This window comes from Gordonia sp. QH-12 (genome assembly GCF_001578675.1).
Classification (GTDB): Bacteria; Actinomycetota; Actinomycetes; order Mycobacteriales; family Mycobacteriaceae; genus Gordonia; species Gordonia sihwensis.
The window spans coordinates 33,965-48,540 of the sequence record NZ_KQ969296.1; the positions used below are offsets into that span (position 1 = coordinate 33,965).

The 14,576-nt window shown below is 68.5% G+C and carries 14 protein-coding genes and 1 pseudogene; 9 read left to right on the forward strand and 6 right to left on the reverse strand.

Features of this window, described 5'->3' with window-relative positions:
* Positions 1–3: 3 nt before the first annotated feature.
* Positions 4–1,023: a zinc-dependent alcohol dehydrogenase family protein gene (locus Y710_RS13710; protein WP_062367726.1), complete on the reverse strand. Its 1,020-nt coding sequence runs from the start codon at positions 1,021–1,023 to the stop codon at positions 4–6.
* Between the two features lie 92 nt (positions 1,024–1,115).
* On the opposite strand from Y710_RS13710, the gene Y710_RS13715 reads away from it, so the two are divergent.
* On the forward strand, positions 1,116–2,429 hold the full coding sequence (locus tag Y710_RS13715) for an MFS transporter (RefSeq protein WP_062367696.1): 1,314 nt from the start codon (positions 1,116–1,118) through the stop codon (positions 2,427–2,429).
* Positions 2,430–2,436: 7 nt separating this feature from the next.
* Here Y710_RS13715 and Y710_RS13720 read toward each other — a convergent pair whose 3' ends face one another.
* Positions 2,437–2,772, reverse strand: a complete 336-nt coding sequence (locus Y710_RS13720; RefSeq protein ID WP_006895089.1) for a hypothetical protein — start codon at positions 2,770–2,772, stop codon at positions 2,437–2,439.
* A gap of 64 nt (positions 2,773–2,836) precedes the next feature.
* Between Y710_RS13720 and Y710_RS13725 the strand changes: the two genes are divergently transcribed.
* Positions 2,837–5,233, forward strand: a complete 2,397-nt coding sequence (locus Y710_RS13725; protein WP_197462940.1) for a Tex family protein — start codon at positions 2,837–2,839, stop codon at positions 5,231–5,233.
* A 6-nt stretch (positions 5,234–5,239) separates the two neighbouring features.
* Positions 5,240–5,524: pseudogene (locus Y710_RS13730) on the forward strand (VOC family protein); the annotation flags it as partial.
* Positions 5,525–5,567: 43 nt separating this feature from the next.
* Here Y710_RS13730 and Y710_RS13735 read toward each other — a convergent pair.
* From Y710_RS13735 to Y710_RS13750, 4 genes are read right to left on the reverse strand one after another with little or no spacing between them, the layout of a single operon-like run.
* Positions 5,568–5,864, reverse strand: coding sequence for a DUF503 domain-containing protein (locus Y710_RS13735; RefSeq protein WP_045537865.1), 297 nt, complete (start codon positions 5,862–5,864; stop codon positions 5,568–5,570).
* A 29-nt stretch (positions 5,865–5,893) separates the two neighbouring features.
* Positions 5,894–7,081 (reverse strand): polysaccharide pyruvyl transferase family protein, encoded by a 1,188-nt coding sequence (locus Y710_RS13740; protein ID WP_062367698.1) that lies wholly within the window; start codon positions 7,079–7,081, stop codon positions 5,894–5,896.
* Positions 7,082–7,088: 7 nt separating this feature from the next.
* Entirely contained in the window at positions 7,089–7,919 is an 831-nt protein-coding gene (ppk2, locus tag Y710_RS13745; RefSeq protein ID WP_006895084.1) for a polyphosphate kinase 2, read from the reverse strand.
* 45 nt (positions 7,920–7,964) lie between these two features.
* On the reverse strand, positions 7,965–8,771 hold the full coding sequence (locus Y710_RS13750) for an META domain-containing protein (RefSeq protein ID WP_039866891.1): 807 nt from the start codon (positions 8,769–8,771) through the stop codon (positions 7,965–7,967).
* Between the two features lie 106 nt (positions 8,772–8,877).
* On the opposite strand from Y710_RS13750, the gene secA2 reads away from it, so the two are divergent.
* The 6 genes from secA2 (at position 8,878) to Y710_RS13780 (ending at position 14,411) form a co-directional block, all read left to right on the forward strand.
* The gene (gene secA2 / locus Y710_RS13755; RefSeq protein ID WP_062367699.1) at positions 8,878–11,172 is read left to right on the forward strand and encodes an accessory Sec system translocase SecA2; all 2,295 of its coding nucleotides are present in this window, start codon (positions 8,878–8,880) and stop codon (positions 11,170–11,172) included.
* Complete coding sequence (locus tag Y710_RS13760) at positions 11,169–11,795, forward strand: CDP-alcohol phosphatidyltransferase family protein (protein ID WP_039866852.1); 627 nt, start codon at positions 11,169–11,171, stop codon at positions 11,793–11,795. The genes secA2 and Y710_RS13760 overlap by 4 nt, the downstream gene beginning before the upstream one ends.
* Before the next feature lie 141 nt (positions 11,796–11,936).
* Complete coding sequence (gene gcvH / locus Y710_RS13765) at positions 11,937–12,341, forward strand: glycine cleavage system protein GcvH (RefSeq protein ID WP_006895080.1); 405 nt, start codon at positions 11,937–11,939, stop codon at positions 12,339–12,341.
* Between the two features lie 327 nt (positions 12,342–12,668).
* Positions 12,669–13,130, forward strand: coding sequence for a glycogen accumulation regulator GarA (gene garA, locus Y710_RS13770; RefSeq protein ID WP_006895079.1), 462 nt, complete (start codon positions 12,669–12,671; stop codon positions 13,128–13,130).
* Positions 13,131–13,171: 41 nt separating this feature from the next.
* Positions 13,172–13,849, forward strand: coding sequence for a transcriptional regulator FtsR (locus Y710_RS13775; protein WP_039866887.1), 678 nt, complete (start codon positions 13,172–13,174; stop codon positions 13,847–13,849).
* A 46-nt stretch (positions 13,850–13,895) separates the two neighbouring features.
* The gene (locus Y710_RS13780) at positions 13,896–14,411 is read left to right on the forward strand and encodes a bifunctional nuclease family protein (RefSeq protein ID WP_006895077.1); all 516 of its coding nucleotides are present in this window, start codon (positions 13,896–13,898) and stop codon (positions 14,409–14,411) included.
* The last annotated feature ends 165 nt before the right edge of the window (positions 14,412–14,576 follow it).

A 14,576-nucleotide genomic window follows, 5' to 3' on the forward strand; every position in this document is an offset into this window, starting at 1 on the left:
AGCTCACACGGTGAGCATCACCTTGATCGCTTCGCGCCGGTCCATCGCGCGGTAGCCCTGGGCCGCGTCCTCGAGGGGCAGTGAGAGATCGAAGACGCGGCCGGGGTCGATCTCTCGGGCCGCGATGCGGCGCATCAGATCGGGCAGATACCGGCGGACCGGTGCGGGCCCGCCGTGCAGATGCACCGCCGAGTAGAAGAGCCTGTCGCCGGGCAGTTCCACGCCGTGCGAGACGCCGACGAAGCCGACGTGGCCGCCCGGGCGGGTCGATCGGATCGCCTGCATCATCGACTCCTGGGTTCCGACGGCCTCGATCACCGAGTGCGCGCCGAGTCCACCGGTCAGTTCCTTGACCGCCGCGACGCCGTCCTTGCCGCGCTCGGCGACGATGTCGGTGGCACCGAACTGCCTGGCGAGTTCCTGGCGGTCGGCGTGTCTGCTCATCGCGATGATGCGCTCAGCTCCCATCTGCCGCGCCGATAGAACGCCGAGCAGGCCCACCGCACCGTCGCCGACGACGGCGACGGTCTTGCCCGGCCGGACCTGAGCGGCGTCCGCCGCGAACCAGCCCGTGCCCAGGACGTCGGACGCCGCGAGGTACGAGGGGATCAGGTCGTCGTCGGGCGGCGCCGGCGTCGCGACCAGCGTTCCGTCCGCCCACGGGATGCGGGCGTACTGCGCCTGGGTTCCGATCCCGCCCATCGGGTGGACGTTGACGCATCGGGACTGGTAGCCGGCCTCGCAGATCTCACAGGTGTTGTCCGAGGCCATGAACGAACCCACCACGAAGTCACCGACCTTCACGGTGCGTACCTCGGGTCCGACCTCTTCGACGTAGCCGACGTACTCGTGGCCCATCGGAGCCTCCTCGACGTCGTTGGCACCGCGATAGGGCCACAGATCGGAGCCGCAGATGCACGTGGCGGCGAGGCGGATGATCGCATCGGTGGGCTGTTCGATTCGGGGATCGGGTCGATCGACGACGCTGACGTCTCCGGGCGAATGCATGATGACTGCGCGCATGCCGTCCACGGTAATGCGAACCGATCGCCCGCGCAGACGCGCGGGGACAGGGCGTACGTTGGACTGCGGAAGTCTGGAATCCAGGAGGGTTCGTGCAGCTGAGGCAGTCGTCGACATTCGCCTCCCTCGCCGTACCGAACTTCCGGACCTATGTGACCGGCGCACTGGTCTCCAACGTCGGCACGTGGGTGCAGCGGGTGGCCCAGGACTGGCTGGTGCTGCAGCTCTCCGGCGGATCGGCGATGGCGGTCGGCATCACGACGGCGCTCCAATTCGTTCCGGCGCTCGTCCTCTCACCCTTCGGCGGTGTCCTCGCCGACCGCTTCGATAAGCGCAGACTCCTGATGTTCACGCAGAGCTGGATGGCGCTGAGCGCGCTGGTGCTCGGCGCCCTCGCGGTCTCCGGCGTGGCCCAGACCTGGCACGTGTACGTGTTCGCCGTCGTCTTCGGGATGGGTACGGCCCTGGACGCACCCGCCCGCCAGGCCTTCGTCTCGGAGATGGTCGGAACCGAACGGCTCACCAACGCGATCGGGCTCAACAGTTCGGCCTTCAACGCCGCCCGGCTCATCGGCCCGGGAGTCGCAGGGCTCATCATCGCGGCCTTCGGCAGCGGGTGGGCGATCCTCAGCAACGGCGTCAGCTATCTCGCCTTCCTGATCGCCTTGATGCTGCTGAACAGGGACGAACTGGTTCCGGCCGAACCGCTGCGCCGGGCGAAGGGCCAGGTGCGCGAGGGCGTTCGGTATGTGGCCGCGCGCGCCGATCTGCTGATCGCCCTCGGCGTGGGTTTCGCCGTCGGCACCTTCGGTCTGAACTTCCAGATGACGAACGCGCTGATGGTGCGCAACGAGTTCCACCTGGACGCCGAGATGTACGGTCTGCTCGGCACCGTATCGGGCGCGGGGTCGCTGCTCGGCGCGCTGCTGGCCGCGCGGCGGAAGTCGTCTCCCGGACTGCGGTTCGTCGTCAGCGCCGCGCTGGTCTTCGCGGTCGCCAACGTGCTGTCGGGTGCGGTGCCGACCCCGCTGCTCTACGGCCTGGTGCTGCCTCTCGTGGGACTCTCCGCGCTGTTGTCGCTCACCGCGACCAACATGTACGTGCAGATGCATGTCGACCCGCAGGTCCGCGGGCGGGTGATGGCGCTCTACATGACGGTGCTGATGGGCGGCACACCCATCGGCGCGCCGCTCCTCGGTCTGCTCGCCGAATGGTTCGGACCGCGGGCGCCGCTCATCGGCGGCGGCGTGATCCAGGTGGCGGTGATCGCCGGAGTGCTGGCGCTGGTAGCCGTGCGTGTGCAGCGCGGACGGTCGAACGGGATCTCCGGGCTGGCGCGCGACAGCCGGCTCGGAATGTTCGCCGAGGTCCCGGTCGCCGCCCCGGACCCGGAACGTGAGTGCTGAGCGGCGCTCAGTCGTCCGGAGCCTCGAGCGTGTGCGATTGCGCGCGCAGCCGCTCGAACTCGGCGAGTTTGTCGGCGCCCTCGCGGGTGGTCCGATAGCGCGACAGCACCTGCATCGCCGTCTGCGTATTGGCCATCACCCACATCATGGTGTCGAAGTCGGCTTCCAGGTCCTCGCCCGCGTCGTTGCGCCGCCGCAGATTCTCCAGTTGCGGACGCATGGTCTCCATCCATGCGATGTCGCCGGGTTCGGCTCCGCGCGGCGACGCCTCGGCTGCGTCAACTGCGGTGAAGGCCGCCTCCCACGTGAACGCGAGCTTGTCGAACGGGGTCGGTTCGGTCATGCCAGCCAGGTTATGACACGGGCGGCCAGCGGCCCGGGCACCACCCTTCGGTAGCCTGCATGCGGTGACCAACAGTGCGCCTCTCGAGTCAGTGAACGCCCGCATCGCCAAGGAGCTCTCCGTCGGCGAAGGCCAGGTCAGCGCGGCGGTGAAGCTGCTGGACGAAGGATCGACCGTCCCGTTCATCGCCCGGTACCGCAAGGAGGTCACCGGCAGTCTCGACGATGCTCAGCTGCGTCTGCTGGACGAACGACTGCGCTATCTGCGCGAGCTCGACGAGCGCCGGGCCGCCGTCATCGCGTCCATCGACGAGCAGGGGAAGCTGACCGACGAACTGCGTGCATCGCTGCTGGCCGCCGACACGAAGGCGCGCGTCGAGGACATCTACCTGCCGTATAAGCCCAAGCGTCGAACCAAGGCGCAGATCGCGCGTGAGGCCGGTCTCGAGCCGCTGGCCGAGGCGTTGCTCGCCGATCCGTCGCTGGTTCCCGCCGACGCCGCTGCCGCCTACATCGGCGAGCAGGTCGCCGATGCCGCCGCCGCTCTCGACGGCGCACGCCACATCCTGATCGAGCGCGCTTCGGAGGACGCCGAGCTCGTCGGTGCGGTCCGCGAGAAGTTCTGGGCCGACGGCTCGCTCCGGACTCAGGTCCGGCCCGGTGCCGAGACCGATGCCGCCGCGCAGAAGTTCCGCGACTACTTCGACTTCGCCGAACCGCTCGACGCGATGCCGTCCCACCGCGTGCTCGCCGTATTGCGCGGCGAGAAGGAGGAGGTCCTGAGCCTGACCTTCGACGGTGGCGACGACGAGCCGTACCAGGCGATGGTCGCAGCGACCCTGGGCGTCGACCAGTCGCATCCGGGTGCGGCCACCGACTGGCTCACCGCTACGGTTCGCTGGGCGTGGCGGACCAAGCTCATGATCACCGCGACGATCGACGCGCGGATGAAGCTCCGGAGCCGGGCCGAGGACGACGCGGTCGCCGTCTTCGCGACCAACCTCAAGGATCTGCTCCTGGCGGCTCCCGCCGGGACGCGCACCACTCTCGGCCTCGATCCCGGGTACCGGACCGGCGTGAAGGTGGCGGTGGTCGACGCGACCGGCAAGGTGGTGGACCACTGCGCGATCTTCCCGCACAAGCCGCAGCAGCAATGGGATCAGGCCAAAGCCACGCTGGCCGCGCTGATCGCGCGCCACGGGGTGGAACTGATCGCGATCGGCAACGGAACGGCCTCGCGCGAGACCGATCAGCTCGCGGGCGAGCTGCTCTCGGACATCAAGAAGTCCGGCGCCCGGCCGCCGGTCAAGGCCGTCGTGTCGGAGGCGGGCGCATCGGTGTACTCTGCGTCCGAGTACGCCTCCCAGGAGCTCCCGCAGCTCGACGTCTCGATCCGCGGCGCGGTCTCCATCGCGCGTCGCCTCCAGGATCCGCTGGCCGAGCTGGTCAAGATCGATCCCAAGTCGATCGGCGTGGGTCAGTACCAACACGACGTCTCGGCGACCAACCTCGCGCGCAGCCTCGACGCGGTCGTGGAGGATGCGGTGAACGCCGTCGGCGTCGATCTCAACACCGCGTCGGTTCCGTTGCTCTCGCGCGTCTCGGGGATCACCCCCACACTCGCCGCCGGAATCGTGGCTCACCGAGACCGGACGGGTGCGTTCCGAAGCCGGACCGGTCTGCTCGACGTCCCCCGTCTGGGTCCGAAGGCGTTCGAGCAGTGCGCCGGCTTCCTGCGCATCCGCGGCGGCGACGATCCGCTGGACGCCTCCGGCGTGCATCCGGAGGCGTACCCGGTGGTGCGCAAGATCCTCGACCGCAGCGGTCGCGAACTCACCGAGCTCATCGGTGACAGCACGACGCTGCGCACCCTCAAGCCCGCGGAGTTCGCCGACGACACGTTCGGTGTCCCCACCGTCACCGACATCCTCGCCGAACTGGAGAAGCCCGGCCGCGACCCGCGGCCGGCGTTCACCACCGCGACCTTCGCGAGCGGAGTCGAGAAGGTGTCCGATCTGCGGCCCGGCATGGTGCTCGAAGGCGTCGTCACGAATGTCGCGGCATTCGGTGCCTTCGTGGACGTGGGCGTGCACCAGGACGGACTCGTCCACGTCTCGGCGATGGCCGACCGGTACGTCTCCGACCCGCACGAGGTGGTTCGCTCGGGCCAGATCGTGAAGGTGAAAGTGCTCGAGGTGGACGTCGACCGGCAGCGGATCGGTTTGTCGCTGCGACTGAACGACGAGGCCGACGCCGGTCCGCGCGGCGGTGGTCGCAGACGCGGGGGCGGCGACAACCGGGGCAACGACAATCGGGGCAGCGACAACAACCGGGGCGGAAAGGGCCGCGGAGGCGGCCCGCGCGGCGCTGCCGGTCAGGGCCGGGGCGGTTCCCGGCGGGACGACCGGCCGGCCGGCGGATCGATGGCGCAGGCGCTGCGCGATGCGGGATTCGGCCGCTGACCAGCGGCGGAGGCGCTCGGCGGCGAGATCGCGGAGGAGAACGAGGGCTGGTTCGTGACGGTTGCGCTGGGGGCGGGCCGACCGATGATCGCCTTCCAGAAGGTCGCCGACCCCACCCCCGGCAAGAACCGGATCCACCTCGATCTGCGTGCCGACGACAGGACCGCGGAGGTGGAGCGTCTCATCGCCGCCGGTGCGACCCTGGTGGCGGAGCGCAGCATGGGCGACGGGTTCGCCTGGACCACGCTGGCCGATCCGGACGGCAATCAATTCTGCGTCGCATCGGACTGAACGCGACCGGGTCACCGGCCCACAGCGTCACCGGGCGGACGGTTCACAGGTCGTCGGTCGAGACCATCCGGCGACGGACCGACAGGAGTTCCACCTCGGGCCGGGCGGCGCCGAACCGTTCGACGGCGTCGAGCACCTCGGTGACGTGCGCGGCGTCGCCGCTGACCGCCGCGACCCCGATGAGGGTCCGCCGGTGGACGTCTCGATGATCCACCTCGGCCACCGAGACGTCGTACCGCCGGCGGATCTCGGCGATCAACGGCCGGATGACGGAGCGTTTGCCCTTCAACGAGTGAACGTCGCCGAGCAGGAAATCGAATTCGAGAGAACCTATCCACATAGGGTTGCCGACTCTACGGCATCTTCCGATCAGCGCAAGCCGGTTCCCGGCGGGTACAGCCGGTGCGCCAGCGCGGCCTTGCGAGACCGATTCGTGGCCACGGCGGCGGGGGAGAAGCCGCCGGCGCAGGGCCGCGGGGGAACGTCGCAGTCCGGACCGACGACGGTCCACGCCGAACCGGCCTCCGACAGCGAGGCGTGCTTGGTGCCGTAGTAGTCGGGCTTGGCGATCACCGCGACGCCCGAATCTCCGGCCGAAGCCGCGATCAGGTGCGGGTGGAAACGAGTCGACACCCACGTTCGTCCCCGGCCCGTGGGCAGCCCCGACGCCCAGACCTGCTGGAACGACAGCCGCTCGGCGCCATCGAGCCGGGCGCCCAGGCGGTTCGCGACCACCGCGTCGATGCCGGGATTGCACTCGGCGATCACCACCTCGGGGCCGGCGACAGCCCATTCGTCGAGCGTCGCCTCGATGAATCGCGCTACAGCGGTCACGCCGCGGTCACCGCGCCACGAGAAGTCGTCGGTCAGATCGCCCTGTGCGCACACCACCACGCCCGCCTCTTCCGGCGGGCCGGGTTCGGGGCGGGCCACCGCGGCCGACAGCCACGCGTCGTCGCCGGTGAACGATGCACCGCGGACCGGCCCGAGGTACTCCGCGCTGGGCGCGTCGCGAACGTCGAAGACGTCGAAGCCGTCGATGGCAGCGCGGAAATCCTCGGCGTCGGGACCTGCGAAACCCGGTGTCAGACCGGCACCGCTGGCCACCGCCCGTCCGCCGGTGGACCGCGTCACCACGGCGACGGCGGAGACCAGCGCGAGGTGATGCGGCCACAGGCCGTTGAGGAAGCCGCCGCCGACGATGTGGACGGTCCCCGCCCGCAGCAGCAGTCGGGCCCCGGGATCGGAGCCGGCGGACCGATGCAGGTCGTCGACCGGATCGGAGCGGTGGCCGTCGCCTGGTGCGAAGACCCGGCGCCACAGCGTGTCGACGAACACGGCGGCGGGATTGGCGTGCTGGAGCAGCAGCGCCGCCTGCCCGGGCCGAGGCGAATCGACCACGACCACCGCGGCCGGTCGCCGCGCCGCCAGATGCCGGAGCCAGGCCTCGGCGATGAGTTCGTCGCCGAGATTGGGAAAGCCGGCGACGCTCACCAGGTACACCACCTCGCGCGCTCCGACCGGCAGCCGGGACGCGAGGAGGTTCAGGACGGACACGGCGGAATCAGGACTCCCGGTCGCCGATGAGAGCGGCCACGTGATCGGGCACGAACTTCGACAACGACCGCGGCGGCCGATGATAGTTGCCCGACTCGATCGGCTTCTTGGGCAGCTTCACCTCCGCCCGCTGGACGGGTTCGTAGTCGATGGTGGAGAGCAGGTGGGAGATCATATTGAGCCGGGCGTTGCGCTTCTGGTCGGACTCGACCACATACCACGGACTGCTCGAGGTGTCGGTGTGCACCATCATCTCGTCCTTGGCCCGGGAGTACTCCTCCCAGCGGTACACCGACTCGAGATCCATCGGACTCAGCTTCCACTGGCGCACCGGATCGTCGCGGCGGGCGCGGAATCGGCGGAGCTGTTCCTCATTCGACACCGAGAACCAGTACTTGCGGAGGATGATCCCGTCGTCGATGAGCATCTGCTCGAAGATCGGTGTCTGCCGGAGGAACCGGGTGTGCTCTTCGGGCGTGCAGAAGCCCATCACCTTCTCGACACCGGCCCGGTTGTACCAGGAGCGGTCGAAGAGGACGATCTCACCGGGTGCGGGCAGATGTGCGACGTATCGCTGGTAGTACCACTGTCCCCGTTCCCGATCGGTGGGTGCGGGCAGCGCCGCCACCCGGCAGATCCGCGGGCTCAGGTACTCGCTGATGCGTTTGATCGCTCCGCCCTTGCCTGCGGCGTCCCGGCCCTCGAAGACCACCACCACGCGGGCTCCGGTGGCCCGCACCCACTCCTGCAGGGTCACGAGTTCGGTCTGCAGGCGGAACAGCTCGGCCTCGTAGATGTCCTTCGGCAGCTTGGGCGGCCGCCCGCTCTTCTTCGGCATAGACGCAGTGTAGGGGCCGCGGCCGCGGACCGCCGACAGGACGCGCTACGCGATGCCCGACGCCGTCAGCCGCAGCCCGACGGCACGGTTCGCCGCGTTGGTCAGCCGCATCTCGTCGCCGTCGACCTCCACGATCACCTCGTCCCGGAGCGCTGCGAGCACCGTGCGCTCGACGTCCGCGGTCTCCGGATCGCACGCCCGGCGGGTGGTCGCGATCGGCGACAGGTGGATCCGGTCTCCGTCGACGCGCGCCCGCCCGGTCATCCTGTTGCAGCCCGTGCTGCCCGCGAACGCGCCGTCGCCCGCGATCTCGAAGTACGGCTTGCTGTTCTCGAGTGCGGCAGAGGTCGAGACCGCGGCGTCGGTGACGAGCGCGCTGACCCGCCATCGGGTGCCGACGACGGGACGCTCGCGCCGTTCGGCGAGCATCACCTTCCGATCGCCGCGTTGCAGAGTGAGCGTCGTACCGTCCAGATGCCACGACAGGGGTGAGCCGAACAGGTCCGTGACCCATCGGTCGGCGCCGTCGCGTGGCGGCGGACACGCCATCATCGTGCCGACCAGATTCCCGGTCGTGAGCACGCCGCCGGTGAACGCGACGGCGCCGCCGTGCCCGTTGCATCCGGCGTTCGCACTGATGGTGCCCTTGCCGAAGGCGAGCAGCAGCGGTCCTCCGCCCGGAATCTGCGGGCCCTGGACCTCCGTGGACAGATACGTCTTCCCGACCAGCTTTGCGGGGTCGGCGTCGGGCGTGGACGAACGGTCCCCGCAGCCCGCCAGACTCGACGTACCGGCGACGATCGCGCCCATAGCTGCCAGCACCCGCCAACGCGTCCGGCGTCCGATGATCATGTGCGCCACGGTAGCGCAGCGCCGCGTACGGTAGATCACGATCGACCCCGGCGTCGCGACGCGCACCGAGGTCTCTGCAGTCCGGAGTTCGAGGAACAGGAAGCACGTGGGAAGACTCACCAACGCGATGTGGCGCATGCTGGGTGCGCAGACCTCTCGCAACCAGTCGCAGTCGCTGACGATGATCGAGGAGTCCGCTGAACACGACGAGTGGGCCGCGGGGCTCGGGGACGGTGAGTTCGCGGGCGCCGCAGCCGAACTCGACATGTCGGTGGTCGGCGACCGCGCGAAGTTCCTGGCGCTGGTGCGCGAAGCCGGCGACCGCAAGCTCGACATGAAGCCCTTCGACGTGCAGTTGCAGGGTGCGCTGCGCATGCTCGAGGGCGACGTCGTCGAGATGGCGACCGGCGAGGGCAAGACCCTCGCGGGCGCCATCGCGGCGATCGGCTACGCGCTCGACGGTCATCAGGTGCACGTGGTCTCGGTCAACGACTATCTCGCCGATCGTGACGCGAAGTGGATGAAGCCGCTGTACGACGTCTTCGGGATCTCGGTCGCCTCGATCAACGAGCACTCCACCCGCGAGGAGCGGCAGGCGGCGTACGACGCCGACGTCACCTACGCCTCGGTCAACGAGATCGGGTTCGACGTCCTGCGCGACCACCTCGCGCTGCACGCGGACGAACTCGTCGCACCCGAACCCGACGTGGTGATCGTCGACGAGGCCGATTCGGTGCTGGTCGACGAGGCACTGGTTCCGCTCATCCTCGCCGGCTCGACCGACGCGGAGATCCCGAACAAGGCGATCCACGAGGTGGTGTCCCACCTCAAGTCGAAGCACTACGAACTCGACCAGGACGGTAAGAACGTCTCGCTGACCGAGGAGGGCGCCCAGTTCGTCGAGTCCACGCTTGGCGGCATCAACCTCTACGACGAGGAACATGTCTCGAGCACGTTGGTGCACGTGAACGTCGCGCTCTACGCCTACTACCTGCTCGAACGCGACGTCGATTACATCGTGCGCGACGGCGGCGTGCATCTGATCAACGCCTCCCGCGGCCGAGTGGCGCGGCTGCAGCGCTGGCCGGACGGTGTCCAGGCCGCGGTTGAGTACAAGGAGGGCCTCAACCCCACCCAGGCGGGCGAGGTGATCGACACGATCACCGTTCAGGCGCTGATCGGCCGGTACCCGCGCGTCGCGGGCATGACCGGCACGGCGATCGCGGCGGGTGAGCAGTTCCGGCAGTTCTACGATCTGCATGTATCGCAGATTCCGCCGAACGCCCCCAACATCCGCGTCGACGAGCCCGATCGCGTCTACGACACCAAGGCGCACAAGGTGGAGGCGGTCGTCGAGTTCGTCTCCGAGATCCACGCGACCGGACAGCCGATCCTGATCGGCACGCACGACGTGGCGCAGTCGGAGGAGCTCGCGTACTTCCTGGAGCGGGCGGGAGTTCCGTCGGTGGTGCTCAATGCGAAGAACGACGCCGAAGAGGCGGCGATCATCGCCGAGGCGGGCCGTAGATCAGCCGTCACGGTCTCCACGCAGATGGCCGGCCGCGGCACCGACATCCGGCTCGGCGGCTCCAGCGGTGACGAGGCCGCCCGCGAGGAGGTGATCGAGCTCGGCGGACTCTGCGTGGTCGGCACCGGACGCTACGACACCGAGCGGCTCGACAACCAGCTGCGCGGCCGTGCGGGGCGGCAGGGCGATCCCGGCCGATCGGTCTTCTTCTCGAGCCTGGAGGATCCGCTCGTCACCAAGAACCTCACGCACCAGCGTGAGCAGCAGCCGATCTCCTCGGACGGGTCGATGGGAGCCAAGGGAGTCGAGAGCGTCGAGAACGCCCAGAAGATCGCCGAAGGCGCGATGCTGCAACTCCACAGCAACACGTGGGAGTACAACAAGCAGGTCAACGAGCAGCGCAACGCGATCGTCCGGCGGCGGATGGCGGTACTGACCACCGATCAAGCCCTGACCGACCTCAAGGAGTCCGAGCCCGAGCGGTACGAGAGCCTGTCGGCGGACGTCGACGACGAGGTCCTGGCGGAGGCCGCGCGGCAGATCGTGCTGTACCACCTCGACCGCGCGTGGGCCGATCACCTCGCGTACATCGCTGACGTGCAGGCCAGCATCCACCTGCGGGCATTGGGCGCGCAGAGCCCGCTCGAGGAGTTCCACAAGCTGATCTTCGCCGAGTTCGCCAAGCTCGCCGACGAGGCGATGGAGGCGGCGCGCAAGACCTTCGTGGACGCCCGCATCACCGCCGACGGCGTCGACCTCGGCTTGGAAGGACTGCATCGCTCGACGATGACGTGGACCTACCTGGTTCACGAGAATCACTTCGCATCCGCCGGTGCGCAGGCGATTCAGGGCATCGTCGGCATCTTCCGATGACTCGGCCGCGGCCGCAGGACTCGCGCGAGGCACCGCGAGCCGAACGGAGTGACGCCGTGTGGACGGTGCCCAATGCCCTCAGCGTGCTGCGTCTGCTCCTGATCCCGGTCTTCATCTGGCTGCTGCTCGTGGAGGAGTCGGCCGCCTGGGCTTTCGCGGTGCTCTTCGTCTCGGGCCTCACCGACTGGCTCGACGGGAAGCTCGCGCGCTGGCTCGGACAGTCGTCTAAGCTCGGCGCGCTGCTCGATCCGGCGGCCGATCGCCTGTACGTGATCGTGATCCCGATCTGCTTCGGTATCCGCGACTTCGTTCCCTGGTGGCTCATCGGACTGATCGTCGGCCGCGATCTGCTGCTCTTCGCCACGGCGCCGCTGCTCAAATCGAGGGGCGTGACGGCCCTGCCGACCCTCTACGTCGGCAAGGCCGCCACCTTCGCGCTGATGAGCGCCTTCCCGTGGCTTCTCGCCGGTCAGATCGACGGTGTGGTGGGCACGGTGTGCCATCCGATCGGCTGGGCCTTCCTGATCTGGGGCGTCGGCCTGTATCTGTGGTCGCTGGTCCTGTACTGGATTCAGACCGTCGCCGTGGTGCGGACGATGCCGCCCAGGTCGGTCACAGGCTGATCACGCATCGCTCGCTCGGTCGGGCTGATGCGCGATCCGGCGGCTCGTCACGATAAAGTCATGGAGCGCCTCGCGGCCGCAACGGAGCGGCGGGCGAGGGTGAGTCCAAGTCTTCCGACAGTTCCTGAGAGAGGCCGCAACGTGAGCGACACCAAGATCCCCGCAGAGCTGCGTTACACCGACGAGCACGAGTGGATCCGCAAGGTCGGTGACAAGACCGTCCGAGTGGGGATCACCGATTTCGCGCAGGACGCGCTCGGCGACGTGGTCTTCGTTCAGCTTCCGGAGGTGGACTCGGACGTCGAGACGGGCGAGTCGTTCGCCGAGGTCGAATCGACCAAGAGCGTCTCGGACATCTTCGGTCCGCTCGACGGTACCGTCGCCGCTGCCAACGAGGCTCTCGACGGTGCTCCCGAGCTGGTCAATTCGTCCCCGTACGAGGACGGCTGGCTGGTCGAGATCACGGTCGGCGACGACGCCGACCTGGACCAGATTCTCGCCGGTCTGCTCGACGCGGAAGGCTACCGGGCGGTTATCAGCGGCTGACCGCCAGCTGACGACCGGGCTTTCCGGAGGCGACTCGTGCCCGCACCGCGGACCGGGTCGATATGATTTCCAGTACGCCAAACGTCCCCGACCCCGGGCGGCGTTCGGACAAAGACGGTAGGTTCACTTAAGAAGGTTCCTGCCTCGCAGACGCACATCTCAACGACGAGATGGTCCGATGCATGTGTAACAGCGAGTGAGCCCAAAGGTGCGGTACCCCCGGACAATTGGAGTTCGCGCAGGTACCTCGGCTGACCTGCGGCATGCCCCACCAGGGGGCGTCGCGAGTCTTGAGTCACGGCGGGGTGCGTTGACGATGAAGGAGATGTGGTGAGCGGTAACGACAACGGCTTTGAAGCGCCCGTGGAGACGACTTCGGTCTTCCGCGAGGACTTCATCAAGGAAGTAGACGCCCCCGCGGCGTCGAACGAGCCGGCCGATACCGGTGTCGAGCGGCTGTCGCCGGGAACGGCGCTGCTGGTCGTGAAGCGGGGACCGAACGCAGGGTCGCGGTTCCTGCTCGACCAGCCGACCACGTCGGCCGGCCGTCACCCCGACAGCGACATCTTCCTCGATGACGTGACGGTGAGCCGCAGGCACGCCGAGTTCCGGAGCAACGGCGACGACTTCCAGGTGGTCGATGTGGGCAGCCTGAACGGCACCTACGTCAACCGCGAGCCGGTCGACACCGCGACCCTCACGAGCGGGGACGAAGTGCAGATCGGCAAGTTCCGTCTGGTGTTCCTGTCCGGCCCGCGCGCCGGTGAGGCAGGTGCCACGCAGTCGTGACCTCGTCTGCTGCGCGCGCGTCCGCCGCGAGCGACCGCACGATGTCGATCGGTGCTGTGCTCGCGGTGCTGCGAGAAGAGTTCCCCGACGTCACGATCTCGAAGATTCGGTTCCTCGAAACCGAGGGTCTGGTGACTCCCGATCGTGCGCCGTCCGGTTATCGCCGATTCAGCGATCAGGACTGCGAGCGGCTGCGGTTCGTGCTCACCGCTCAGCGTGATCGGTATCTGCCGTTGAAGGTGATCCGCGAGCAGCTCGACGAGATCGACGCGGCCGCCGGCGGCGCGGGCCCGCGACTGCTGTCGTCGGCGCGCAGTGCGGTGGCCCCGGCGACTGATTTCAGCTCGCGCGGCGGCCGGGTGGATCGGGAGACGCTCATCGAACGGACCGGCGTCGACTCGGCGTTCATCTCCGAGCTCGTGCGCAATGGACTCCTCTCTGCGGGCCCCGGCGGCTTCTTCGACGAAGACGCCGTGCGCCTGGTGGAGGCTGCTGCGGCGCTGGCCAACTTCGGGCTCGAGACGCGCCACCTGCGTGCGTTCAAGGTCAGTGCCGACCGCGAGGCCGGGTTGGTCGCACAGATCGCCGGCCCCATCGCGAAGGGCAAGGGCACCGGTGCGCGCGACCGTGCCGAGGAACTGGTCCGTGAGATGGCGGCACTGTCGGTGACGCTGCATACGCAGTTGGTCAAGGCCGCCGTTCGCGGCGCCCTCGACTGACCGGTAGCCGCGTAACCTGTATTTCAAGAGATCAGGAGGCGAGACCATGGGTGAGATGCGTGTCGTGGGTATCCGAGTGGAGCCTCCACAGAACCAACCGGTCCTGCTGCTGCGCGAGGTGAGCGGCGCCAGGTATCTGCCGATCTGGATCGGCCAGAGCGAGGCCGCCTCCATCGCGCTGCAGCAGCGGGGCGTGGAGCCGCCCCGCCCGCTCACTCACGATCTCGTGGTCAATCTCTGTGAGGCCTTCGGCCGTTCCCTTCAGCAGGTTCGGATCGTCGACATGCAGGAGGGCACCTTCTACGCAGAGATGGTCTTCGACGGCGAGGTGGTCGTCGAGGCCCGTCCGTCGGATGCGATCGCGGTCGCCATGCGTTGCGGTGCGCCGATCATCGCCGCCGACGACGTCCTCGACGACGCCGGGATGCTGATGCCCGACGAGGACGGCGAGCCCTCCGCGGAGGCCGCGGATGGTGCGAGCGAGGACGAGGTGGAGGCGTTTCGCGAGTTCCTCGACCAGGTCTCGCCCGAGGACTTCCTCGGTCCCGAGTCGGGGTCCTGACCCTACGGGCTCGTCGCCGAACCCGATGCGACGTCGGATTCCGGGGCGGCGCGCCGCCCGACACGGTAACGAATCCGTCTCTTCGTCATCACCGTTTGTCTACACCTGAAGTTTAGGTTGAGGTTTACCGCGAGTCGCGTTGATTGCGTGCCGCGGAGTCCATAG